This window comes from Yersinia canariae, from assembly GCF_009831415.1.
Taxonomy (GTDB): Bacteria; Pseudomonadota; Gammaproteobacteria; order Enterobacterales; family Enterobacteriaceae; genus Yersinia; species Yersinia canariae.
This window is the reverse complement of sequence record NZ_CP043727.1, coordinates 3,673,513-3,698,644: the sequence shown is the minus strand read 5'-3', so window position 1 is coordinate 3,698,644 and position 25,132 is coordinate 3,673,513. Positions and strand designations below refer to the sequence as shown.

The following is a 25,132-nucleotide window of genomic DNA, read 5'->3' as shown; positions in this document are numbered from 1 at the left end:
GTATATATAATAATGATTTATAATATAGATTACTTAACTCACTTTTTATTTTATTCTGTACTTGGGCTCTGTGTTGGAAGTTTTTTAAATGTTATTATTTATCGTCTTCCTATTATGATTTTTGATACTGTACCTCAAAGTAGAATGAGTCATAAAAAACAAAATATTTTTAAAAATAGATTTAATTTATGTTTTCCAAAATCTTTTTGTCCAGATTGTTATCGCGATTTACCGCTTAGATATAACATTCCTGTGTTCGGTTGGTTATTTTTGCGTGGTATGACTAAATGTTGTCATCAGAAAATAAATCCTAGATATATTTTTGTAGAGTTATTGACAGCTATTTTAACTTTGGTTACTGTTTTTTTTGTAAAAGATACTTACTTGATTTTTTGTAGTTTATTATTGGTTTGGGCTCTTATTGTTCTGACTTTTATTGATCTTGAGCATTATCTTCTCCCTGATTGTATTACATTATCATTACTGTGGTGTGGGCTTATTCTTAATATAAATAATACCTTTTCGTCGTTGTCACTTTCAGTCATGGGAGCAGCAGCGGGATATATATTCTTATGGTTCCCTTACGTTATGTTTAAATTACTCAAGAATATTGATGGGATGGGATATGGTGACTTTAAGTTAATGGCAGCCTTAGGCGCTTGGTTTGGCATAACTGCCATTCCTTATTTGGTTTTGCTTTCTTCTTTTTTTGGGATCATTGCATATATTATTATCAATTGTTCATTTAATAAGAAAACTGATTATATAGCTTTTGGTCCTTATATTTCTCTTGCTGGGGTTGGATATCTTTTTATTGGTAAATATATCAATTTATTTTTTTAATAATGACTGTTGTAGCCACTATCAAAGATTATGGTGTTTTGTTTTTTCTCATTTATTCATGAGTTATTCCGTAATGAAGTTGAGTGGCTGTAATTTCATACAAACTATGGTTGTTTATTTATCATGTTAATTTCTTTGCTGATTTTTTACTTTTCATTTAATGTTTGTTTTTATTACTCATTGAGTTTTCTTGATAGACTTTATTGTTGAGTTTTTTATTTTCTTTTAAATTTTGGTTGTAATTCTTATTTTTTGTTTTCTTATCTCCTTGAGTTAAGACCTAATGTTGTTATCTCTATTATTTCTGTTATTTTCTCAAGTTATACTTTTAAGTGTGAGAAATGGAATGAATGAAATAATTATAGGAAATATTATTTTTACTCCACTCAAAAGAACTCTTAGTAAAGGGGATGGGATAGTCAAGATAAGAAATAAAGAATCAGAATTATTGTCCTTGCTATGCTCTCACTATCCGGTTGCTCTTTCTCGTGAGGATATTGAGGAGAAAGTATGGGAGGGAAGTTATGTTACCGATAATACGTTAACACAAACCATTAGTAATTTGCGCAATGCTCTTGATGACAAAGATCATGAGTTAGTTATTACAATCCCCAAGAAAGGATATTGTATTGGTATTAAACCTGAATTTATTGCTAAGGGGTCATCAACAAGTCCGCTGCTGCCTAATATCAATCTCCTAGGTGATTTTGAAGATAACCTTATTAAATTACCCTCAGTTCCCATTCCTGTTTTAGGGAGGATTTCTATTTTTATAATTTCTTGTCTTTTTTTATTGGTGTCATTCTATATAACTTATTACAGCTATCAGGTTAATATTATTAGTGTTAAAAAACTACCGATATTAGTTGGTTTAAATGAGGCTAGCGATAAGGGTTTTTTAAATGCCTATAATAAAGATCCTTATGTTTTTTTAAAGAAACAAAAAAATGGTGAATATATTGCCTGTAAATACCAGTATGGGGTACTAGCATGCGAAAAAAAATAACGAAAATATTGTGCTTAGGTATTTTTCTGGGGGCAGGAGGGGGGTATGAGCTTGGAAGGGTTTATGCTTATATTCATCCAATGAAAGATATAGAGGGGTACTGGGAGGTTAATTATGATTTTAAACATGAACAGGAGATTTATCATGTCCATTCAAGAGTTAGCGTGATGAAACGAAAAATAAGCTCATCCGCAGATGTATATGATGAAAATGACAATATCAAAGCCAGGCGTAATATTATTTTTAATGTAGTAGACGCTAAGAAGAATATTTTCATTGGTAAAGTATTATCTTTATCTATTGACGGCGGTAAAGACCGTTATTTGTATGACTTCTTAAATACGCCTTATGCGGTAAGCTATCCTATTTTTTACCGATTGAGCGATAATACTCTTTTGACGGAACAATCTCAGGGGCATCCTGTTAATAGTCTACGTTTACTGTCTCGCATTGACAGATGAGTATATCATTCTATTTATTGAAATATTTCTGTCATGTTTGACGAGTAATATTGATATATCAATCATCGCTAAGTGTGAAAATAATGTTATCTCGTGCTGGCTGTTTTGTTATGAGATTTATGCCTGGTGTTAAATATATAAGTTCATTTACCAATGGGAAGTTTGGCATCTTATCGGGTCTTATTTTGGTTATTAGCCTTTTCTCTTTACTACAATTTATTTCTATAGGGTATTTATCTCATATATTAGATAATACAAAAGGCAATATTGAGAAAACACACCACAGCCATCAGCAAGAAGTATTAATGGATCGTGCCAGAATGGAATTATTAATTGCCAGCGATAAACTCAATCGGGCCGGAATCTATTATATGGAGGACAAAGAGACTGGATCTGAAGGGAGTTGGCATAGCCTTTTGAGTGAAGCGATGCAATCTATGCAGCAGTCACAGAACGATTACCGTCAGTTGTTACTGCTTTCTGCTCATGATGAACGACCGGAATTTATTGCTCTGAAGGAAAGTTATCAGCAGTTGTATCAGGGCTTAATGGAACTTGGGCAAGGGCTGGTCAAAAATAACAATATTGATGTTTTCTTTGAAGTCCCTATCCAGGGTTTTCAAAGTGATTTTACCGAAAAATATTACAGCTATTTGCAGGATAGCGAAAATAATCGCGCAGTTATGGATAGCCAATTACTTTCTTCACTGTCTTCGGCAAAGCAGGCCGTTATTATAGCTTTGGCTATTTTATTATGTCTTGCTTGCTCTGTCTGGTTAGGTGTGACTCGCTGGGTTATTAGGCCACTCAATTATCTTATTTCCCAAATTCATGTTATTGCGGCAGGTGATTTATCTCGCCAGATTGAGCATAGCGCTTTTACGAGCCGGGAGGTTCGGCAATTGGCTGATAGCATATATCAAATGCAGCAAGGATTAGTGGCATTGGTTAGTCAGGTGCGTGGAGGTGTCGATATTATCTTGTCTGGTGTGAATCAAATAGCCGCAGATAGTCATCGTATTTCTGAGCAAACACAATCGCAAACACAGTCATTGGCCGCCACAACATTAAACATGCATCAACTTACCGAGCGCGTAAAGCAGAATTCAATGAGTGCAGGCCAGGCGAATCATTTGGCGAATGAAGCCAAAAATATCGCCAGTCAGGGCGGGGATATGATGTCTAGTGTGGTGAGTTCGATGACTGATATTTCCGAGGGCTCTCAGCAGATAGCTGAAATTATCACTTTAATTGAATCGGTGGCTTTTCAGACCAATATTCTGGCGTTAAATGCTGCGATTGAAGCCGCCCATGCAGGGGAACACGGGCGCGGGTTCTCTGTGGTTGCACGGGAAGTCGGGATGCTGGCGCATCAGAGTGGCAACTCAGCGCTAAATATTAAGCGGCTTATTGATAACTCGTCAAAATACATCTCGGCTGGAGCTGGTCTGGTAGGGCGATCTGGTGATAATTTACGCGCTATCATTGATGCGGTCATAAAAGTGACTGATTTGATGGCCGAAATATCGGCCGCATCACATGAGCAAAGTAAAGGAATTGAAGATATCACTGAGCGGGTGGGCATGATTAATGAGGTAACAAGGTTGAATGCTGAATTAGTCGACCAATCCACCCGCGCCTCTGAAGTTTTACAACAGCAAATATTTCAGCTTAATCAATCTGTAGCCCGCTTTTGTTTACCCGCTACAGTACGGCCTCCTCAACATATTAATGACGAGGCCGTGGTGAGTTTTTAATGTGAGATAATATTTTTTAGCCATTCACGCCAGTCAGACGGGTTTCCATAATATTCGCTTGCCGGTAGGGGAGTTATTTTCCCCTGTTCGTCTTCTAATGCAAATGTGGGGAAACCGTGCCCGTGTACTTTAGCCAGTAATGCACGGCTTTCAGCAATATGCTGGCTGGATATTGCCAGCGCTATATTGTAGCCATTAATAAATGAGTCGCGGTCTAGCCCAATTTCCGTAGCCAGCGCCGTTAATACCGGCGTATCCGCTATACGTTGCCCTTCGACATAATGGGCATGTTGGATGCGATGAAGCATTTCTGCACCTTGGCCTGTAAGTTTGTCAGCGGCCAGGATAGCAGCAATAGGCGGAGTGGAATCCATTATTGCCGAAGTATCATTCAGTAAATTATTAAAATAATCGTCACCAAAAATTTGCCCAGTAAGTTGGGCAATACGCTGGTCATGAGGCATAACATAACCACGCCATTGGCTATCTATCTGGCGACGATTCGCCCCAGACATCATTCCGCCGCCGTGTAATACCAGCACAAGATTAGGAATATTTTGTGCAGCTTGTACCAGTGGCGCAGCACCGTAGCACCAGCCACACAGTGGATCAAAAATGTAATGTAACTTTGTGGCGGTCATTGTATCTTCCTCAATTATCTTTTCTGACGTAAAAATTTAGTGACGATTAGTATTAATAGTTTTTATTGCGGCCATTTCATTTCGTTTTTAAGCACCTTAGCGCTTAATTCCAGGCTAGATTCATCTTTCAGCTCAGGATAATGTTTTTTCATTGCGCCAATCAGTTCTGCAGAGTCTTTTGCTTTAGGAATTTCCGCATTTAACGTCGTCAAATAGCGTTGAGTAAAGGTGACTGATTCCAATGTTTGTGGTGCGTTATCAAGATAATGCCCCGGAACAACAGTGACCGGTTTTAATGCTTTGATTTTCTCCAGTGTTGTCAGCCAGTTTTGGCGTGACTCGGAGGTCTGAGTATCCGCAACCCATAAATGAATATTACCTGAAACGGCAACTCCCCCGACAACTGCTTTTAATGATGGGATCCAGACAAAGGTTTTTTCTGGTGATGGCCCATCTAAACCCTCGACATTAATTTTTTCCTCGTCGACAGTGAAACTATTACCTTGCAGCGCTTGCGGCACAATAATTTGTGACGGGGCATTTTCTTTCAAAATTGGCCCCCAATAGGCCATTTTCCCGTCTTTGGTTGCTTTAATTTCTTCAATGGTTTGCGGTGTTGCGATCACTTTGGCTTGTGGGAATGCCTTGGTAATAACATCCAGACCGAAATAGAAATCAGGGTCTGCTTGGCTGATATAAATCGTGGTCAGTTTTTTACCGCTTTGCTGAATTATTTTCACCAACTCTTCGGCATCATTGCGCTGAAATTGCGCATCGATCAGGGCTACTTCCGTTTTACCACTGATAATTTCAGAGGAAACAGGGAAGATGCTTTTTTCTCCGGGGTTATAGACTTCCATTTTGAGCTGTTCAGCAGCATTAGCTGTTGATATGGCAGCGAAAGCTGTTAGGCCAGCAAAGGCCATTGGTAATAGAGTTTTATTTAGCATGTTCATTTTCCTGTGAGTGACTGGGTATGGGCTAGATAATAGATTGCTTATATCGATAGAAAAACCCGATAATAGGCAATTATTTGTTGCTTAAATCGAGCTAATCATGGATAGGATCACCGCAGCTGAGGTTTTTGTCGCCATTGTTGAGCGGGGCAGTATGATTGCCGCCGCAGAGGCCTTGGAGATGTCGCGGGCAATGGTGACCCGTTATTTGGCCGAGATGGAGCAATGGGCCGGGGCACGTTTATTACATCGGACAACGCGAAAATTGAGTCTGACCCATGCTGGCGAGGCGACTCTTGCACGTTGTCGGCATATGCTTGAATTTGCTAAGGATATGGATTTAATTGAGGGTCAGGAAAATGATGAATTGCGAGGTTTGTTGCGTCTCAGTTGTTCTCAATCTCTCGGACAAAGTGCATTGGTGATTGCTGTCGCGGACTATTTGCGCCGTCATCCTTTGGTCGCGGTAGATTTACAAATGAATAATCGAGCGGTCAATTTGGTGGAAGAGCGCATTGATTTGGCATTGCGCATTACTAATGATTTAGACCCAAACTTAATTGCTCGCCGGCTTTCTACTTGTCATTCCGTTGTTTGTGCCTCGCCAGGTTATCTATCCGCCAAGGGAATACCAAAATACCCACAAGATTTGGCCATTCACAACTGCCTGACATACTCCTATTTTGGCAAAAGTTTATGGCACTTTGAGCAGCAAGGCGTTAAATCATCTGTTGCAGTAGGGGGAAATCTAAGCGCCAATGAGTCGGTCGTTTTGCTCAGTGGTGCATTAGAAGGGGCCGGTATCACTTTGCAACCCAGTTACTCAGCAGCACCTTATATCGCCAATGGAGAGTTAATAAGATTATTGCCGGATTATCAGCCACAGGCGATGGGGATTTATGGCATTTATACTTCACGCCGACAAATGCCGGCCACATTAAGGGCGATGTTGGATTTCTTGGTGGAGTGGTTTGCCACCCACCCTCTGCCTATTTGAAACCACTGCGGTGTTGGCGGCTCTCATATGAATCGCGGGAGTCAGAATGATGTCCGTAACATTCTCAAACATATTTTTATTATCAGCGATGTCGCGAATTTATTTCTTATTTCATTAGGTTATCAGCAAAAATAAGGGGAAATTGCTTATCATGCTAGTTATAACTCTGTTCACGACTAGTCATGCTTCATCAACTCATGCTATTTCTATTTATACCCGTCAGGTTGAAATCGATTGGGTATAGCAAGTTGAGAAATTAAATAATTATAAATTATAGGGTTATTGCTGGATTATTCAGCCATTGGCCCGATTCTTTTGCCTTTCTTTTACTCACTACAATGTGCCGGTTAATTGATAATTACTGGCAATAATTTGATCTGCCTGTTGCCTGCGATGGGAAGATATTATCTGACTGGGAGCTTTTATTATGCCTGTTGCGCTGCTGGCATTAGCACTGAGTGCTTTCGCTATTGGTACCACTGAGTTTGTCATTATGGGGTTGTTGCCTCAGGTGGCGGGTGATTTGCACATCTCGATTCCAACCGCTGGTTGGCTCATCAGTGGTTATGCACTGGGAGTGGCTATCGGCGCACCTATCATGGCGGTACTGACGGCCAAATTACCGCGTAAAAAGACGCTATTGTTATTAATGGTGATCTTTATTGTCGGTAACCTGATGTGCGCGCTGGCCTACAGCTATGATTTCTTGATGTTAGCTCGGGTTATTACGGCGCTGAGCCATGGGGCCTTCTTTGGTATTGGTGCTGTGGTTGCCTCGAATCTGGTGGCCCCGAATAGACGGGCGTCAGCGGTGGCTTTGATGTTTACCGGCCTGACACTCGCCAATGTGCTGGGCGTACCTTTGGGCACGGCTTTGGGGCAAGCTTTCGGTTGGCGCTCGACATTCTGGGTTGTCTCAGTCATCGGCTTATTCTCATTAGCCGCACTCTATCGCAAATTGCCTTCTTCTCAGGAGGAAGCACCTACCGAGTTACGTAAGGAAATTGCTGCTCTGCGCGGTGGCGGCATCTGGTTATCTTTGCTGATGACGGTCTTTTTTGCCGCCGCCATGTTTGCTCTCTTTACTTATATCGCGCCAATTTTGACTGAAGTCACTCAGGTTTCTGAACATGGTATCAGTTGGACATTGTTGTTGATGGGCGTGGGCCTGACGTTGGGGAATATTGTCGGTGGGCGGCTGGCCGATTGGCGTTTACCCGTGAGTCTGACGATGACGTTCTTGCTCATTGCGATATTTTCCGCCCTATTTAGTTGGACAAGCTACTCATTATTAGCGGCGGAAGTGACACTATTCTTGTGGTCTGCTGCGGCATTCTCGGCCGTGCCCGCCTTGCAAATTAATGTGGTCACTTATGGCAAAAAAGCGCCCAACCTGGTCTCAACACTGAACATTGCGGCTTTTAATGTCGGCAATGCGCTGGGGGCATGGGTCGGTGGTGTGGTGATTACTCAAGGGTTGGGTTTGACGACTGTCCCGCTGGCTGCCGCCGCACTGGCGATGATGGGGTTACTGCTATGCCTGTTTACCTTTTCCCGCGCACGCGCCAGTAAGGTCACATCAGCTTAAATAACAGATTAATATTGTTGGGCAATCACCGCAGCCAGCCGTTGTTGGAAGGTGATTGCCTGCTGTTTCAAATGCTCGATAAAGGTATCGACCAAGCTAGATGAGGGGCGGTGTATTGGTTGTATCAAGCTGATAGTAAAAGGAATCTCAACACTAAATGGCCGCACGCAAACACCGTCACCCACTCCTTTGCCAATATAATCCAGCGCAGTTAATGGGTTAACAATTGAGACACCCACCCCCTCTCGTACCATGGCGCAAACTGATGCAGCGCTGTGAGTTTCCAAGACTAATCTGCGGTTAATGCCTTGTTCAGCAAAGAGATTATCCAGTAACTGGCGATAACTGTCAGTGACTGACAGACTGATAAAGTTCTCGCCCTGGAAATCTTGTGGTGTTAGAACCATTTTTTCCCGCAATGGGTGAGAACTGGGTAATACACAAACTTCATTCACCGTCATCAATGCATGGCGCACCGTGCCTGCGGGTGTCTGCGTATTTTCCGTCAGGCCAAGGTCATGTCGCTGGGCTGAAAGCCATTCTTCTAGTAAAGGCGATTCCTGCGGAATAACACTCAGACTCACTTCTGGATAGCGGTCAATAAAGGGTTTGCACACGGCAGGTAGCAGTGATTGCGAAAATACCGGCAGGCATGCAATAGAAAGCTGCGCATGTTGAAATTGACGAATTCCCTCGGCGGCTTGTTTGATCCGATCAAGCCCATAATAAGAGCGCTGAACTTCTTCAAATAAACGCAAACCTTGCACGGTGGGATAAAGACGCCCCCGCACGCGATCAAACAGTGTTAATTGGACTAATTGCTCAAAGCGGGCCAACTCACGGCTGACGGTAGGTTGTGATGTCTGGAGCAATAATGCCGCCTCAGTTAGGTTACCCGTGGTCATAACCCCATGAAAAATTTCTATTTGTCGTAAAGAAATTGCGGGCATCACAGCGCTCCTGCGGTGGTGAAAAAGTCATCTAACCCATATCATAAATGAATAGACTAAGGGTAAATAGATATTTTCCTAACAACCACTCTGTTGTTAATAATAACCCATCAGCGAAACCGTTATTTTCGCCCATTATTTTGCTCACCCATTATTAGGAAAGACTTATGCCGCGCGCACTTAACGATACCTCTACGGCACTGACTGCCCACAATCTCATTGCCTTGCCTGAGCGTTTTGGCTGCCCGGTTTGGGCTTATGATGGTGATATTATTAGCCAAAAGATCAATCAATTACGCCATTTTGATGTGATCCGTTTTGCGCAGAAAGCATGTTCAAATATTCATATTTTGCGTTTGATGCGCGAACAAGGGGTTAAAGTCGACTCGGTATCGTTGGGTGAGATTGAGCGCGCACTACAGGCCGGTTTTCAACCGGGACAAGAGCCTGCTGAGATTGTTTTCACAGCAGATTTACTGGATCAGGCCACATTACTGCGGGTGACAGAATTAAACATTCCCGTGAATGCGGGTTCCATCGACATGCTCGACCAACTGGGGCAACATGCGCCCGGTCACCCGGTTTGGTTGCGCGTCAATCCAGGTTTTGGACATGGGCACAGTCAGAAAACCAATACCGGCGGTGAAAACAGCAAACACGGTATTTGGCATGAAGATTTGCCGCAAGCTATTGATAAAATTCAGAAATATGGCTTAACACTGGTGGGCATCCATATGCATATTGGCTCCGGTGTTGATTATCAACATCTGGAACAGGTCTGCGATGCCATGGTGGCACAGGTTATCTCTCTGGGGCAGGATATCAGTGCTATTTCCGCCGGTGGCGGGTTGTCTATTCCGTATCAATTTGGCGATGATGAGATTGATACCGAGCATTATTACGGCTTATGGAACAGCGCCCGTGAGCGAATTGCCGCACATTTTGGCCACCCAATCAGTCTTGAAATTGAACCCGGCCGCTTCCTGGTGGCGGAATCGGGTGTGTTAATCGCGCAAGTTCGGGCGGTGAAAAATATGGGGCGTCGGCACTATGTTTTGGTGGATGCCGGCTTTAATGATTTGATGCGGCCCGCGATGTACGGCAGTTATCACCATATTTCATTATTGCCAGCTGACGGGCGCTCACTTGCTGCTGAACCGCTGATTGATACTGTTGTTGCCGGCCCACTTTGCGAGTCAGGCGATGTGTTTACTCAGGAAGCGGGGGGCGGATTAGAGACCCGTGCATTGCCAGCCACCAAAATTGGCGATTATCTGGTATTCCACGACACCGGGGCTTATGGCGCATCCATGTCTTCAAACTATAATAGCCGCCCATTATTACCGGAGGTCTTATTCGAGCAGGGGCAGCCGCGCTTAATCCGCCGCCGCCAAACTATCGAAGAGCTTATCGCATTAGAGTTGCTTTAATGATAGAAAGCCAACGCCTCAGCCATCTGTTGGTGTTTGTAGGCTGGCGACAGAATGGCGTCGCACCAGTGTTGGGCTGAACATATTGGTGATTTCGGGCAGTGGCGTGTTGTTGGCAAGTGCCAATGCCAATTCAGCCGCCTGTGTCGCCATCGCCACCACCGGGTAGCGAATGGTGGTCAGCCGGGGGCGCAGATAACGGGAGATCAATACATCGTCAAAACCGATCAGTGAGATCTCTTGCGGCACTTCGATACTGTTATCACTGAGCACCGACAATGCTCCAGCGGCCATGGAATCATTATAACAAGTGACCGCAGTGAAGTTTCTGCCTCGGCCAAGTAAGTCGGTCATAGCTTGTTCGCCGCCGATTTCATCCGGCGTACCGTAGGAAATTAAGCGGTCATCAACCTGAATACCAAACTCTTCCAGAGCATCCAGATAACCTTGTAGGCGATCGGTGGCATCAGAAATTTGATGATTGGAGCAAATAATTGCTATTCGTTTATGCCCTTGCTGAATCAGATGGCGGGTTGCCAGCCAGGCACCATAACGATCATCGAGTGCAACACAGCGAGTTTCGAAGCCCGGTAATGTGCGGTTAATCAACACCATACCGGGGATCTGCACCATTAATGACGTCAATTCTTCGTCAGATAATTTTTTAGCATGAACGACCAGCGCAGCGCAGCGATGGCGAATCAATTGTTCGATCGCCTGCCGCTCTTTTTCCTCGTCATGGTAACCGTTACCAATTAACAGAAAATTACCGGTGGCATAAGCTACTTGCTCAACCGCTTTGACCATAGAGCCAAAGAAAGGGTCTGATACATCAGAAACAATCATACCCACGGTTTCTGTCGATTGTTGAGCCAGCGCCCGAGCATTGGCATTTGGGTGGTATTGTAACTGCTCCATGGCGTTACATACTGCCTTTCTTGATGTTTCACTGGCCTTGGGCGAATTATTGATAACACGAGATACCGTCGCGACGGAAACACCCGCCAGCTTGGCAACATCCTTAATAGTGGCCATTTTTCTTCCAGAGATTTTCAGGGTAATCGCTTACATCACTCAGTTTTGCGGAAAACGAAGCTGTCCGCAAGGGGGGATGATCGCAACTTGGCGAGAAAAAACCACAGAACAACACATCAGCGCCCGCCCGCTTAGTCTAAAACGATTATGTTTAGTCAAAATTGTGCTTTGGGCATATTGCCGGGTAAATGTTACTTTTATGATCTATTTAATTGTCTGAGATAGCCATGTCCATCACCCGTTACCCCCAGCTTGCCCACTGGGGCGCTTACACTGCAGTCGTTGAAGATGGCAAATTAATCCGCTGCGAGCCGTTTGCCGATGACCCCAATCCTTCACCGCTATTGGATTCAATTACCCCAATGGTGTATTCCGATAAACGTATTCGTAAACCGGCGGTGCGCCGTTCGTGGTTGCAGCAGCGGGAAAAAAGTGATCGAACTTTACGTGGACGGGAAGATTTTGTTGAAGTGGACTGGGATGTCGCGCTGGATTTAGTCGCGCAAGAGAATCGCCGTGTCCGAGATAAATATGGCCCTTCAGGGCTATTTACTGGCTCCTATGGCTGGTCTTCTGCTGGGCGTTTACATCACGCCCGTTCATTAGTCCGGCGTTTTTATTTCAGTGGCGGTGGTGGTGTTGACCAACTCGGTAACTACAGTTGGGGTTCGGCGCAGTTTTTCTTGCCGTATGTGATAGGGACTTTTAGCCCACTGACTGGCAGGGTGACCTCTTGGCCAAGTGTGGTGGAGCACTGCGAACTGTTTATCGCATTTGGTGGGCTGGCACTGAAAAATGCTCAAGTATCGTCTGGTGGCTCGGCTGAACATTCATTAAAACCTTGGCTGGAGAAATTGGTACAAAAAGGCACTCCGGTGATTAACATCAGCCCGATGCGAGATGATTGCCCAGACTTTGTGAATGCGGAATGGATCCCCATTCGCCCGAATACTGATGTGGCATTGATGCTGGCGCTGGCGTATGAAATTCAGCGGGTTGGCGGCGAAGATAAGGCTTTCCTGGCTAGCCACTGTGTGGGTTATGAGCAATTGGCTGATTACATTCGCGGGGTGAATGACGGCATAGCGAAAACACCCGACTGGGCCAGTGAGATTACCGGTATCCCGGCGGCAAGAATTAGCCAGTTAGCACAGCAACTTATTGGTGTGCGCAGCTTTATGACCTGTTCCTATTCAGTTCAGCGCGCCCACCGCGGTGAGCAACCCTACTGGATGGTCATCGCGCTATCCGCCATGTTAGGGCAAGTCGGCTTGCCGGGCGGCGGTTTCTCCTTTGGTCACGGCTCAATGAATGGTGTCGGTAATCCACGAATTGATACCCCCGGGCCGAGTATGCCGGTGGGGAAAAATCCATCAGGATTGGCTATTCCCGTCGCGCGTATTTGTGACATGTTGCTGCAGCCGGGGCAGCCTTATCAATTTCAGGGGGAAACCCATACCTATCCAGATATTCATCTGGTGCATTGGGCGGGCGGGAATCCTTTTCACCATCATCAGCAATTGAACCGGCTGGTGGAGGGTTGGCAAAAACCCGATACCGTGATTGTGCAAGATATCTGGTGGACACCCGCGGCTAAAATGGCCGATATCGTGTTGCCGGTAACCAGCTCGCTGGAGCGCAATGATATTGGGGGCTCGTCACGGGATCGCTATGTATTAGCAATGCATCAGGCGATTGCGCCACAACATCAAGCACGGCACGATTTTGATATTTTCGCCGATTTGGCTGAGCGGCTAGGTTATCGCGATACCTTTACTGAGGGGCGAGATGAAATGGCGTGGATCAAGCATATCTATCAAGAGTGCGGTGCTGCGCAATTGCCCCATGGAGTGGAGTGGCCTGATTTTGATACATTCTGGCAACGGGGTCATGTGGATTTACCGGCCCCGCAGAAAGAGTTTGTTTTCTTTGATGCTTTCCGCGCCGACCCTCAGGTTAATCCACTTCAGACACCGAGTGGCAAAATTGAATTATTCAGTGAAAAAATCGCCAGCTATCAATATGAGGATTTTGCCCCGCATGCACAATGGAAACCCCCGGTTGAATGGCTGGGAGCACCGCAGGCAGAGCAGTGGCCGCTGCATTTGATCTCTATTCAGCCGAGTGATCGCTTGCATAGCCAGCTTGATCCGGCGCCATTGGCGCAGGGGAATAAAACTGCAGGTCGCGAAACGCTCTTTATGCATCCACAAGATGCGGCCAGCCGTGCAATTACTGAAGGCAGCCAAGTGAAAGTGAGTAATTTGCGCGGTAATTGTCTGGCGGGGGTGCGCATTACTGATGGTGTCACCCGGGGTGTGGTTTTGATGGCAACGGGGGCATGGTTTGATCCCGGCTTTGGTAGCAAACAACATCAAGTTGAGCAATCTGGTAACCCGAATGTCTTGACATTGGATATTGGGACTTCTCGTTTGACTCAAGGCCCGAATGCGATGAGCTGCTTAGTTGAGGTGGCGCTGTACTAATGTACTGCAATGAATTACAAACCTTTTCGGCTTACTGACAATGTTCACTCCTGGTTACACTTTGCACGTAAATGTTGCGATTGCCTGCTGGCTGAGGTTTCACACAAACGGATACAGTAGTGATCCCAGAGGTATTAATTGGTGAATAATCAACATACGCTGTGTGTTAAAGCCAGTTTTTTATTTGCACCGACCTACGCAGATGCGTAGGTTTTTTTTTATTTGTCTTTTTCCTCCCCATTATCGGCCTCCTCTTACAGATAAATCAGCCATTATTATAGTATCCTGTTCTTTTCATATTCATTGGCTTATAGAGAAACAGACATGGCTTATCGCTTGTTGCGTACTCTTTTTCGTGGATTATTTCGCGTCACCATTGATGGCATTACTGACCAGTTTTCGCACCCAAAACTGATTATTACGCCCAATCATGTCTCTTTCCTTGATGGTGCTCTGTTAGCGCTGTTTCTCCCAATAAAACCGGTGTTTGCTGTCTACTCCAACATTACTGAAAGCTGGTATATGCGCTGGTTGCGGCAGTATGTGGATTTTGTTGCGCTTGATCCTACCAAGCCCATGGCAATCAAACATTTGGTCAGAATGGTCGAACAGGGCAGACCAGTGGTGATATTCCCTGAGGGGCGAATCACCGTCACCGGTTCATTAATGAAAATCTATGATGGCGCAGCCTTTGTTGCTGCGAAATCAGGGGCTGCTGTTGTTCCTATCCGTCTGGAAGGGCCTGAATTTACACGTTTTGGGCGATTGGGGGATGTCCTAAAAGTCCGTTGGTTCCCAAAAATCAGTATTCATGTGCTGCCCGCAACCACTTTACCGATGCCGCGAGCGCCACGTGCCCGTGACCGCCGAGTGCTGGCAGGTGAGCGCTTACACGCCATTATGATGGCAGCACGCATGGCTATCGTGCCACGAGAAACATTATTTGAAGCGCTGTTATCAGCACAAACGCGCTATGGCCGTTTAAAGCCTTGCATCGAAGACATTTCCTTTAAGGAAGACAGCTATCAAACGCTGCTAAAGAAAATCTTAGGTGTCAGCCGTATTTTGCAACGTTTTACTGCTCGGGGAGAGCATGTTGGGATGCTTTTGCCCAATGCCACTATCACGGCTGCGGCGATTTTCGGTGCCACGCTCCGGGGGCGCATCCCGGCGCTGCTTAATTACACTTCGGGTGCTAAGGGTCTGAAAAGTGCTATTACTGCGGCTTCTTTAAAGACTATCGTGACCTCACGGCAGTTCTTGGAAAAAGGCAAACTGACACATTTACCTGAACAGGTTACTGAGGCCAATTGGGTCTATCTGGAAGATTTAAAAGATACGGTCACGTTGGCTGATAAGTTATGGATTTTATTCCATTTATTTTCCCCTCGTCGAGCAATGACGCCACAACAGGCAGATGACAGCGCGTTGATTTTATTTACTTCTGGCTCAGAGGGTAATCCTAAAGGTGTGGTGCATTCACACGCCAGTTTATTGGCAAACGTCGAGCAGATCCGCACCATTGCGGATTTCACACCGCGTGACCGTTTTATGTCGTCACTGCCGCTGTTCCATGCTTTTGGCCTGACGGTGGGGTTATTTACACCGCTGATGACTGGCAGCCGCGTATTTCTTTACCCCAGTCCCCTACATTATCGGGTCGTCCCTGAACTGGTGTACGACCGTAACTGCACGGTGCTGTTTGGTACCTCCACTTTCCTTGGCAACTATGCCCGCTTTGCTCATCCGTATGATTTTGCCCGCTTGCGTTATGTGGTGGCTGGCGCTGAAAAGTTAGCTGATAGCACCAAACAGATTTGGCAGGACAAATTTGGGATTCGTATTCTGGAAGGTTATGGCGTCACTGAATGTGCGCCTGTCGTGGCAATTAATGTGCCGATGGCGGCAAAAGTGAATACGGTGGGCCGCATTCTGCCAGGGATGGAGTCCCGGCTGATTCAGGTGCCCGGTATCGAACAGGGCGGGCGTTTACAATTACGTGGCCCTAATATTATGCGCGGTTATTTGCGAGTAGAAAACCCGGGGATACTGGAGCAGCCATCTGCTGAAAATGCTCAGGGCGAGCAGGAAATGGGCTGGTATGACACTGGTGATATTGTGGCTATTGATGAACAAGGCTACTGCGCCATTCGTGGCCGGATGAAGCGCTTTGCTAAATTAGCCGGAGAAATGGTATCACTGGAGAGTGTTGAACAGCTCGCACTGCGTGTTTCGCCGGAAGGGCAACACGCGGCAGCAACGAAAACCGATAGCGCCAAAGGGGAAGCTCTGGTGTTGTTTACTACTGACAGTGAAATGGCTCGTGAAAAGTTAGTCAAAGCAGCCCGAGAAAGTGGTGTGCCAGAATTGGCAGTGCCGCGTGATATTCGGGTGGTGAAAGCCTTGCCTCTGCTGGGGAGTGGCAAACCTGACTTTGTGACGTTAAGTAAGATGGCGGAAGACCCGGAGATGAGCGCATGAGTCAGCAAGAATTAGTCGATAAGCCGTTATTATCCAAGGGGATGGTCGCGGTTCTCTGCGCGCAATTTTTCTCGGCGTTTGGTGATAATGCTCTGCTTTTTGCTACATTGGCATTAATTAAGCAGCAGTTATATCCCGACTGGAGTCAGCCAATATTACAAATGGCGTTTGTCGCGACCTATATCATTCTGGCTCCGTTTGTTGGGCAATTTGCCGACAGCTTTGCCAAGGGGCGGGTCATGATGGTGGCGAACGGCTTGAAACTGGCTGGCGCGCTGGTTATCTGTTTTGGTTTCAATCCGTTCTTGGGATATAGCCTGGTGGGGGTAGGGGCTGCGGCTTATTCGCCAGCGAAATATGGCATTTTGGGTGAAATCACCTCCGGTGAGCAGTTGGTGAAAGCCAACGGCATGATGGAGGCTTCAACCATTGCCGCCATTTTACTCGGGTCGGTTGCGGGCGGCATATTGGCTGATTGGCATCTGGGCGCGGCATTGGGCGTGTGTGCGTTGGTCTATGCCATTGCGGTGGTCGCGAATATGTTCATCCCAAGGTTAGCTGCCGCCAGGTCAGGTAATTCATGGCGACCTCGGGCAATGACGGGCAGTTTCTTCACGGCGTGTCGCATTTTATGGCGCGATGGCGAAACCCGCTTCTCACTGGCGGGAACCAGCCTATTTTGGGGCGCGGGGGTAACATTGCGCTTCCTGCTGGTGCTCTGGGTGCCAATTGCACTTGGGATTACAGATAACGCCACTCCCACACTGCTCAATGCTATGGTGGCGATTGGGATTGTCGTCGGGGCGGGAGCTGCGGCCCGTTTTGTCACCTTGAAAACCGTGAAACGTTGTTTACCGGCAGGGGTATTGATTGGTGTTGCGGTCGCGATTTTTGCCCTGCAACACAGTATGCCGATGGCCTATTTGCTGTTGATTATTATCGGGATTTTGGGTGGTTTCTTTGTGGTTCCGCTTAATGCTTTACTGCAAGAACGCGGTAAAAATAGTGTCGGTGCGGGTAATGCTATTGCGGTGCAAAACCTTGGTGAAAACACGGCAATGTTGCTGATGCTGGGCTTGTTCTCCGTGGTGGTGAAGCTCGGTGTGCCAGTGGTGGCGGTGGGGATTGGTTTCGGCGTGATTTTCGCTCTGGCGATAGCGTTGCTCTGGGGTTGGCAGTGGCGGCAACAGCGGCGTAAAGTGGCTCAATGAGCCGATAACATAAACGAAAGGCCGCACAGCGGCCTTTTTGCTCTTTGGGTCAAGTAGAAATCAAGGTGCAGGGAAGGTAAATCGGGTATGAATCTCTTCCAATGCATTCAATACTTCTTGGCCCAGCACAACATTCTGACTATCAATATTACTTTTCAGTTGTTCCAACGAGGTTGCGCCCAGCAATGTGCTAGCAACAAATGGCTGCTGACGGACGAAAGCTAATGCCATCTGTGCCGGATCCAGCCCATGATGTTTTGCCAGCGCCACATATTCAGCAATTGCTCGCTGGGCTTGTGGCCCGGTATAACGAGTGAATCGGCTGAATAAGGTATTACGCGCCCCGGCGGGTTGTGCGCCGTTGAGGTATTTGCCGCTCAGGGTGCCGAATGCCAGGCTGGAATACGCCAGCAGTTCTACGCCCTCGTGTTGGCTTATCTCGGCCAACCCTACTTCAAAGCTGCGGTTCAGCAAACTGTAGGGGTTTTGAATCGAAACAATACGCGGTAAATCATGCTTTTCTGCCAGTTGCAGATAACGCATTACACCCCAAGGCGTTTCATTGGAGACGCCAATGTAGCGGATTTTACCCGCGCGAACCTGTTCGGTTAGGGCTTCCAGTGTCTCGAGCAAGGTGACAACTGCGGTTTGTTCACTGTAACGATAGTTCAATTTACCAAAGCAATTGGTTTCTCGTTGCGGCCAATGTAGCTGATAAATATCAAGATAATCTGTATTTAGGCGTCGGAGGCTGTCTTCCAGCGCAATACGGATGTTTTTTCGATCCAGTGCCATATTGGGGCGAATGGGCTTATCGTTCCCGCGTGATGGCCCGGAGACTTTACTGGCTAAAATTATTTTGTCTCGGCTACCGCGCGCTTTTATCCAGCTACCAATGTATTGCTCAGTTAACCCCTGAGTTTCCGGTTTTGGGGGGACTGGGTACATTTCTGCGGTATCTATCAAGTTAATACCGGCTGCAACGGCATAATCCAGTTGAGCATGGGCATCGGCTTCACTGTTTTGTTCACCAAAAGTCATGGTGCCCAGACCCAGCAGGCTTACTTCTAATGAACTGTGGGGAATACGATGATATTGCATTGCCGACCTTCCTTAATGTCTGAAATTATCAGGCCAATACCCATGGTGCCTGACATTGCTGCGCCAATTATTTGGGGTATAAGTCAAACTTGCCTTATCCGACTATAACGAAGCACTGCGGCAGGGGGAAGTGCGTAAGGCAAAAGTGCAGAAAAAAGCGTGAAACGGGCGTGGCGAACCACACCCGGAGTACGTGGTGTTTATTTACTTCGCCGGCTTATTTTTTTTCCCGCGCATGAGATTCAGGGTTTCAACACCCATAGAGAAGAACATGGCGAAATAAATGTAACCTTTCGGAATGTGAATCTGGAAGCTTTCCAACATAAGTGTAAACCCGACCAGAATCAGGAAAGATAAAGCCAGCATTTTGACTGATGGGTGGCGGTTAACAAATTCACCAATCGGCCGGGCAGCAAACATCATTACACCCACGGAGATGACAACGGCGGCCATCATAATAAACAGATGGTCTGAAAGCCCCACAGCAGTTATCACGGAGTCCAAACTAAAAATGATGTCCAACAGCATGATTTGCACGATAGCTGCAAAGAAAGAACTGACATTGCTGGTGTGCTCGGTGTCACCGCCTTCAATGGTTTCATGAATTTCTTTGCTGGCTTTCCAAATCAGGAATAAGCCCCCCAGCAGCAAAATGAGATCTCGCATGGAGATACCATGGCCCGCCACCGTAAATAGCGGCTCCGTCAGGCGGATAACCCAGGCAATAGAAGCAAGTAATGCTAAACGCATTAACATTGCTCCGGCCAAACCAAGACGACGGGCTTTGTTTTGCTGCGCCTTAGGTAATTTGGCGACCACTAAAGAAAGGAAAATAATATTGTCTATGCCGAGAACAATCTCGAGGATAGTCAGTGTGCCTAGCGCCAACCAAGCATTTGGATCGGCAATCCATTCAAACATAGTGCCTTACACCTTACGGAAATTACGGAAACACAAAGATACAATTATACGCGTTTATTGATTAATCGGAATAATAGGATTTGTCTGTTAAAGCAAAAAGTGACGTGACAGCATCGGGCCGGTAAGGGTCTTTTTCAGATAAAAACCACGAGGTAACGTCATGATGGGTTGCCCGTGCTCACCGATGGCCTCAGTTAATGCGCGGCTGTTGGCCGCTTTCGGCCGTAACTGCAACACTTCGCCATGGCGGGCGGTTATCGTTTCGACTCTCCCCAAAACGATAAGATCCATTAATTCTTCCCAATCACGACGCAGTAATTCTTCTTCTTCCTCATTTGGGCTCCACAATAAAGGAGCTCCCACCCGGCGTTGTGCTAACGGAATTTGCCGTTCCCCTTCGACAGGCACCCACAATACTTTGGCCAACTTATGCCGCACGTGACTGGTTTCCCACGTGATACCACTATTACCTGTTAGTGGGGCGACACAGACGAAAGTAGTTTCCAGCGGTTTGCCTTGAGCGCTGACAGGAATGGTTTTTAGCTCGATGCCAATATCTGCGAAATCCTGTTCAGGTTTGCTGCCCGCGCTAGCCCCCAGATAGAATTCCAGCAACATGCCTACCCAGCCTTTAACACGTTTTAAGTCCGCAGGAATGTTCCAGCCAGCCCTGATTGCCAATTCGCCAAGAGTAAAGCCTGCTAACGCCTCAGCACGCTGAAAAAGCTGATGTTCATTAGTGGGGGGAGCTGGGGGCAGTGAATAAACAGACATAAAATGGAAACCTGCTAAAGTCGGTTAAAAAACAAGCTGAAATAAACGTGACTGTAGATGTATTGTTATCCAGCCCAGCAGAAATGAATAATAGCATGATTTAACGGAAGTTTTCTGGTGTCATGCGCGGTAAATACTTTTATTCTGACCATCTTGTGCACCTGCTGACAGGAATAATGAACAGGATCTTACACCTATTTATCCACAGATTTGTTGGATAACCCCAGTAAATCACGATCACTGGTTCAATTTACAGCCTTGACGGCAGGTTTTTTTGCGCGTTTTGCTCTTTTTTGCATAACTTTGCCTCATTATCTGTGGATAAAAACTACATTGATGATTCTTTAGCCAGTTGCGGATCCAAAACGGATATAGATCACATTTTAGTGTCGTGAAAACCTGTGGGAAACCTGTTATTTCATTGAAATTAATCAATTATTTTTTTAGATATTTTTGGCGTATAATTGCGTTAAAATGAGTTGTACCTGCTTTTCCCTAGAGTTCTGCACACCTATATCCACAGAAAAAGTGAATAAAATGCGGAGTGTAACCCCTAGGGTGTTTATAACTTTGCCAATATCTGTGAGTTATCCCATAGTTATCAGGTTTCACTGGCAGATAAGCAGTGGTTTACCGCCTGTTGCTAGTGTGAAACAATCAGAGCATCTTTGAGTTTTAAGCTTATCGAGGTAGTCCGGTGATCGATGATGATGGCTACCGCCCGAACGTGGGTATCGTAATTTGTAATCGGCAGGGAGAAGTGTTGTGGGCCAGGCGTTACGGTCAGCACTCCTGGCAGTTTCCTCAAGGGGGGATAAACCCCGGTGAAACACCAGAGCAGGCAATGTATCGTGAACTTTTTGAAGAAGTAGGACTTAACAAAAAGGATGTCCGAATTCTGGCCTCAACCCGTAACTGGTTACGTTACAAATTACCCAAACGTTTGGTGCGTTGGGATACAAAGCCGGTATGCATCGGCCAAAAACAGCGATGGTTTCTACTACAGTTAATGTGTAATGAAGCCGATATCAACATGCAACGCAGTAGCACCCCGGAGTTTGATGGCTGGCGATGGGTCAGTTATTGGTATCCGGTACGTCAGGTGGTGTCTTTTAAACGGGATGTTTATCGTCGCGTAATGAAAGAATTTGCTCCAACTGTAATGCCTGTGCAGGAGGCTGTTCCACCACGGGTGCCGCCCGCTTATCGCCGTAAAAGAGGTTAAGTTAAGCCGATCATGCTCACGCGTTTGCGAGAAATAGTTGAGAAAGTGGCGATGGCAACCGGCCTAACGGATGCGTTAGAGCTGTTGGTCAATGAAACCTGTCTGGCGATGGACACGGAGGTCTGCTCGATTTATCTGGCAGACAATGACCGCCGTTGTTATTACCTAATGGCGACACGGGGTTTGAAAAAGCCCCGTGGTCGCACCATTACGCTGGCCTTTGATGAGGGGATCGTCGGGCTGGTAGGGCGTCTGGCCGAACCTATTAACCTGGCTGATGCTCAAAGTCACCCCAGTTTTAAATATGTTCCTCAAGTTAAAGAGGATCGCTTCCGGGCGTTTCTCGGGGTACCTATTATTTATCGCCGTCAGTTGCTCGGCGTGCTGGTGGTCCAACAACGTGAACATCGTCAGTTTGATGAGAGCGAAGAATCGTTCATGGTCACGTTGGCCACTCAACTGGCAGGTATCCTTTCACAATCCCAGCTTAACGCCATTTTTGGCCAATATCGCCAAACGCGGATCCGCGCGCTGGCTGCGGCTCCCGGTGTTGCCGTTGCCGAGGGCTGGCAAGATACTTCACAGCCTTCCCTTGATTTGGTTTATGAAGCCTCGACGCTCGATACAGCCCAAGAGCGCGAACGCCTAACCCAAGCGCTGGAAGAGGCTGCGGCTGAATTCCGCCGTTTCAGTAAGCGTTTTGCCGCCAGCTCACAAAAAGAGAGCGCGGCGATTTTCGATCTCTACTCTCACTTGCTCAATGATGCCCGCCTAAAGCGCGAACTTTTCGCGCAAATTGATGCAGGCTCAGTGGCCGAATGGGCTGTTAAGCAAGTGGTAGAACAATTTGCAGCGCAGTTTGCTAGCCTGCAAGACACCTATATGCGCGAGCGTGCCAGTGATTTGCGAGCATTGGGTCAGCGCTTACTGTTCCATCTCGATGACAGCACCTCTGGGGCCAGCCAATGGCCTCAGCGTTTTATTCTGGTGGCTGATGAGCTAACTGCCACACTGTTGGCTGAAGTGCCACAGGATCGTCTGGCCGGTGTTGTCGTACGCGACGGCGCAGCTAACTCTCATGCCGCCATTTTGGTCCGCGCCATGGGGATCCCAACAGTAATGGGCGCGGATATTCAACCCGCGCTACTTAATCAACGTTTATTGATTGTTGATGGTTACCGTGGTGAAGTTCTGGTTGATCCTGAGCCGGTGCTGGTCAAAGAATATCAACGGCTGGTTACTGAAGAGATTGAGCTTAGTAAACTGGCCGAAGACGATGTCGAACAGCCCGCGGCTCTGAAAAGTGGGGAGCGGATTCAGGTGATGCTGAACGCCGGCCTCAGCCCGGAACATGAACAATTGCTAGGAGGGCGAGTTGATGGTGTTGGTTTATATCGCACTGAAATCCCCTTTATGCTGCAAAGTGGCTTCCCATCTGAGGAAGAGCAAGTGGCGCAATACCAAGGCATGTTGCAGCTTTACCCCAATAAACCGGTTACGCTAAGAACGCTGGATATTGGTGCTGATAAACAACTTCCTTACATGCCTATCAGTGAAGAAAACCCTTGCTTGGGATGGCGCGGTATCCGCGTCACTCTCGATCAGCCAGAGATCTTTTTGATCCAAGTTAGGGCGATGCTAAGGGCCAATGCTGGGACCGGCAATTTGGGGATTTTATTGCCGATGATCACCAGTTTAGAAGAGGTTGATGAGGCAAAACGCCTAATTGATCGCGCGGGGCGTGAAGTCCAGGAAGTTCTGGGCTATGAGTTGCCGCAACCGAAATTGGGCGTGATGGTCGAAGTACCGGCCATGATCTTTATGCTGCCGTATCTGAAATCGCGAGTCGATTTTATCTCGGTTGGTACTAACGATCTGACGCAATATTTGTTGGCTGTGGACCGCAATAATACCCGTGTTGCTTCACTGTATGACAGCTTGCATCCGGCGGTGTTACAAGTGCTTAGCCACATTTTGACTCAGGCGACCCAGTCAGGCCTGCAAGTGAGCTTATGTGGTGAAATGGCCGGTGATCCGATGGGCGCGTTGTTGCTGGTCGGGTTGGGTTATCGCAATCTCAGTATGAATGGCCGCAGTGTGGCGCGCATTAAATACCTGCTGCGTAATATTGATTTGGTGGATGCGACAGCATTGGCTGAACGGGTATTGGCCGCCCAAATGACGACAGATGTACGTCATTTGACTGCCGCATTTATGGAACGCCGAGGGTTAGGGGGCTTGATTCGCGGTGGTAAATAGAATGTCGGGTTTACAGAACTTTTCTATTCAGTGCCGCCCAGACCGCCATTGGCCTATGCTATGATGCGCTACCTGTGGCCCTAACCGGGCAAGAACATAATCTTCTCAAAACAATAGACATTTCGTGGTGATAGATGAGCAATAGCTATCTGGCGTTTCCTAAGTTTGACCCGGTCATTTTCTCAATTGGTCCGGTTTCCCTGCATTGGTATGGCCTGATGTATTTGGTGGGCTTTGTTTTCGCGATGTGGTTGGCCGTTCGCCGTGCCAATAAACCGGGTAGCGGCTGGACCAAAGACGAAGTCGAAAATCTCCTTTACGCCGGGTTCCTCGGGGTGTTTGTCGGTGGTCGCGTCGGTTATGTTCTTTTCTATAACCTGCCGTTGTTCCTCGATAACCCGCTGTACCTGTTTAAGGTATGGGATGGCGGCATGTCATTCCACGGTGGTTTGATTGGTGTTATCTGTGTGATGCTGTGGTTCGCTCGCCGCACCAAACGTCATTTCTTCCAAGTTTCTGATTTTATTGCTCCACTTATCCCATTTGGCTTAGGTGCCGGACGCCTTGGTAACTTTATCAATGGTGAATTGTGGGGCAGGGTTACGACTGACACCCCATGGGCGATGCTGTTCCCGACTTCCCGGGGCGAAGATATTGCGATTGTTGCCGCAGACCCTGCTAAATGGCAGGCGATTTTTAATCAATACGGTGTATTGCCTCGCCACCCTTCGCAACTATATGAAATGATTCTGGAAGGGGTGGTGCTGTTTATCATCCTGAACCTGTTTATTCGCAAGCCGCGCCCGATGGGCAGTGTTTCAGGCCTGTTCCTGATTGGTTATGGGGCATTCCGTATTATTGTGGAATGTTTCCGCCAGCCTGATGCCCAGCTTGGCTTGTTCGACGGCGTGATCAGCATGGGGCAGATCCTGTCTGTGCCTATGATTCTGGCCGGTATCATTATGATGATTTGGGCGTATCGCCGTCCTGCGCAACAACTTTCGTGAGGT

The 25,132-nt window shown here is 46.8% G+C and carries 20 protein-coding genes; 13 read left to right on the top strand and 7 right to left on the bottom strand.

What is annotated here, in order from left to right; all coding sequences use genetic code 11:
- Positions 1-12 precede the first annotated feature (12 nt).
- From F0T03_RS17025 to F0T03_RS17010, 4 genes are all read left to right on the top strand, one after another.
- Positions 13-843 (top strand): prepilin peptidase, encoded by an 831-nt coding sequence (locus F0T03_RS17025; protein ID WP_159679632.1) that lies wholly within the window; start codon positions 13-15, stop codon positions 841-843.
- A gap of 346 nt (positions 844-1,189) precedes the next feature.
- Entirely contained in the window at positions 1,190-1,849 is a 660-nt protein-coding gene (locus F0T03_RS17020) for a winged helix-turn-helix domain-containing protein (protein ID WP_159679630.1), read from the top strand.
- Positions 1,834-2,310 carry a hypothetical protein gene (locus tag F0T03_RS17015; protein WP_145556003.1) on the top strand — a complete coding sequence of 159 codons (477 nt, stop codon included), beginning with the start codon at positions 1,834-1,836 and terminating at the stop codon, positions 2,308-2,310. Before F0T03_RS17020 ends, F0T03_RS17015 begins: the two co-directional genes overlap by 16 nt.
- Before the next feature lie 110 nt (positions 2,311-2,420).
- Positions 2,421-4,067 carry a methyl-accepting chemotaxis protein gene (locus tag F0T03_RS17010; protein ID WP_246169905.1) on the top strand — a complete coding sequence of 549 codons (1,647 nt, stop codon included), beginning with the start codon at positions 2,421-2,423 and terminating at the stop codon, positions 4,065-4,067.
- On the opposite strand, the gene F0T03_RS17005 is transcribed toward F0T03_RS17010, so the two are convergent.
- Complete coding sequence (locus tag F0T03_RS17005) at positions 4,064-4,708, bottom strand: DsbA family protein (protein WP_159679628.1); 645 nt, start codon at positions 4,706-4,708, stop codon at positions 4,064-4,066. The two genes, F0T03_RS17010 and F0T03_RS17005, sit on opposite strands and share 4 nt — an antisense overlap.
- Before the next feature lie 62 nt (positions 4,709-4,770).
- Positions 4,771-5,658, bottom strand: a complete 888-nt coding sequence (locus F0T03_RS17000; RefSeq protein WP_159679626.1) for an MBL fold metallo-hydrolase — start codon at positions 5,656-5,658, stop codon at positions 4,771-4,773.
- 106 nt (positions 5,659-5,764) lie between these two features.
- On the opposite strand from F0T03_RS17000, the gene F0T03_RS16995 reads away from it, so the two are divergent.
- Positions 5,765-6,661 (top strand): LysR family transcriptional regulator, encoded by an 897-nt coding sequence (locus F0T03_RS16995; protein WP_159679624.1) that lies wholly within the window; start codon positions 5,765-5,767, stop codon positions 6,659-6,661.
- Positions 6,662-7,088: 427 nt separating this feature from the next.
- A complete protein-coding gene (locus F0T03_RS16990; protein WP_145555999.1) occupies positions 7,089-8,249 on the top strand; it encodes an MFS transporter in 1,161 nt (386 codons plus the stop codon).
- Between the two features lie 8 nt (positions 8,250-8,257).
- Here the strand turns inward: F0T03_RS16990 and F0T03_RS16985 are convergent, their stop codons facing one another.
- A complete protein-coding gene (locus tag F0T03_RS16985) occupies positions 8,258-9,199 on the bottom strand; it encodes a LysR family transcriptional regulator (RefSeq protein ID WP_159679622.1) in 942 nt (313 codons plus the stop codon).
- 167 nt (positions 9,200-9,366) lie between these two features.
- On the opposite strand from F0T03_RS16985, the gene lysA reads away from it, so the two are divergent.
- The gene (gene lysA, locus F0T03_RS16980; RefSeq protein WP_159679620.1) at positions 9,367-10,629 is read left to right on the top strand and encodes a diaminopimelate decarboxylase; all 1,263 of its coding nucleotides are present in this window, start codon (positions 9,367-9,369) and stop codon (positions 10,627-10,629) included.
- An 18-nt stretch (positions 10,630-10,647) separates the two neighbouring features.
- Here the strand turns inward: lysA and galR are convergent, their stop codons facing one another.
- Positions 10,648-11,664 carry an HTH-type transcriptional regulator GalR gene (galR, locus tag F0T03_RS16975; RefSeq protein WP_159679618.1) on the bottom strand — a complete coding sequence of 339 codons (1,017 nt, stop codon included), beginning with the start codon at positions 11,662-11,664 and terminating at the stop codon, positions 10,648-10,650.
- Positions 11,665-11,891: 227 nt separating this feature from the next.
- Here galR and F0T03_RS16970 point away from each other — a divergent pair, with 227 nt between their 5' ends.
- The 3 genes from F0T03_RS16970 (at position 11,892) to lplT (ending at position 17,842) form a co-directional block, all read left to right on the top strand.
- Positions 11,892-14,150 carry a molybdopterin guanine dinucleotide-containing S/N-oxide reductase gene (locus F0T03_RS16970; RefSeq protein ID WP_159679616.1) on the top strand — a complete coding sequence of 753 codons (2,259 nt, stop codon included), beginning with the start codon at positions 11,892-11,894 and terminating at the stop codon, positions 14,148-14,150.
- 324 nt (positions 14,151-14,474) lie between these two features.
- Positions 14,475-16,631 (top strand): bifunctional acyl-ACP--phospholipid O-acyltransferase/long-chain-fatty-acid--ACP ligase, encoded by a 2,157-nt coding sequence (gene aas / locus F0T03_RS16965; protein WP_159679613.1) that lies wholly within the window; start codon positions 14,475-14,477, stop codon positions 16,629-16,631.
- Positions 16,628-17,842 (top strand): lysophospholipid transporter LplT, encoded by a 1,215-nt coding sequence (gene lplT / locus F0T03_RS16960; RefSeq protein ID WP_159679610.1) that lies wholly within the window; start codon positions 16,628-16,630, stop codon positions 17,840-17,842. The genes aas and lplT overlap by 4 nt, the downstream gene beginning before the upstream one ends.
- Before the next feature lie 60 nt (positions 17,843-17,902).
- Here the strand turns inward: lplT and F0T03_RS16955 are convergent, their stop codons facing one another.
- From F0T03_RS16955 to mutH, 3 genes are all read right to left on the bottom strand, one after another.
- Positions 17,903-18,943 carry an NADP(H)-dependent aldo-keto reductase gene (locus F0T03_RS16955; RefSeq protein ID WP_159679607.1) on the bottom strand — a complete coding sequence of 347 codons (1,041 nt, stop codon included), beginning with the start codon at positions 18,941-18,943 and terminating at the stop codon, positions 17,903-17,905.
- Positions 18,944-19,147: 204 nt separating this feature from the next.
- On the bottom strand, positions 19,148-19,864 hold the full coding sequence (locus F0T03_RS16950; RefSeq protein ID WP_145555991.1) for a TerC family protein: 717 nt from the start codon (positions 19,862-19,864) through the stop codon (positions 19,148-19,150).
- Positions 19,865-19,951: 87 nt separating this feature from the next.
- Positions 19,952-20,638 carry a DNA mismatch repair endonuclease MutH gene (gene mutH / locus F0T03_RS16945; RefSeq protein ID WP_159679605.1) on the bottom strand — a complete coding sequence of 229 codons (687 nt, stop codon included), beginning with the start codon at positions 20,636-20,638 and terminating at the stop codon, positions 19,952-19,954.
- 697 nt (positions 20,639-21,335) lie between these two features.
- Between mutH and rppH the strand changes: the two genes are divergently transcribed.
- The 3 genes from rppH (at position 21,336) to lgt (ending at position 25,129) form a co-directional block, all read left to right on the top strand.
- Complete coding sequence (gene rppH, locus F0T03_RS16940) at positions 21,336-21,863, top strand: RNA pyrophosphohydrolase (protein ID WP_145510837.1); 528 nt, start codon at positions 21,336-21,338, stop codon at positions 21,861-21,863.
- Between the two features lie 12 nt (positions 21,864-21,875).
- Entirely contained in the window at positions 21,876-24,122 is a 2,247-nt protein-coding gene (gene ptsP, locus F0T03_RS16935; RefSeq protein ID WP_159679602.1) for a phosphoenolpyruvate--protein phosphotransferase, read from the top strand.
- Between the two features lie 134 nt (positions 24,123-24,256).
- Positions 24,257-25,129 (top strand): prolipoprotein diacylglyceryl transferase, encoded by an 873-nt coding sequence (gene lgt, locus F0T03_RS16930; protein WP_145555987.1) that lies wholly within the window; start codon positions 24,257-24,259, stop codon positions 25,127-25,129.
- The last annotated feature ends 3 nt before the right edge of the window (positions 25,130-25,132 follow it).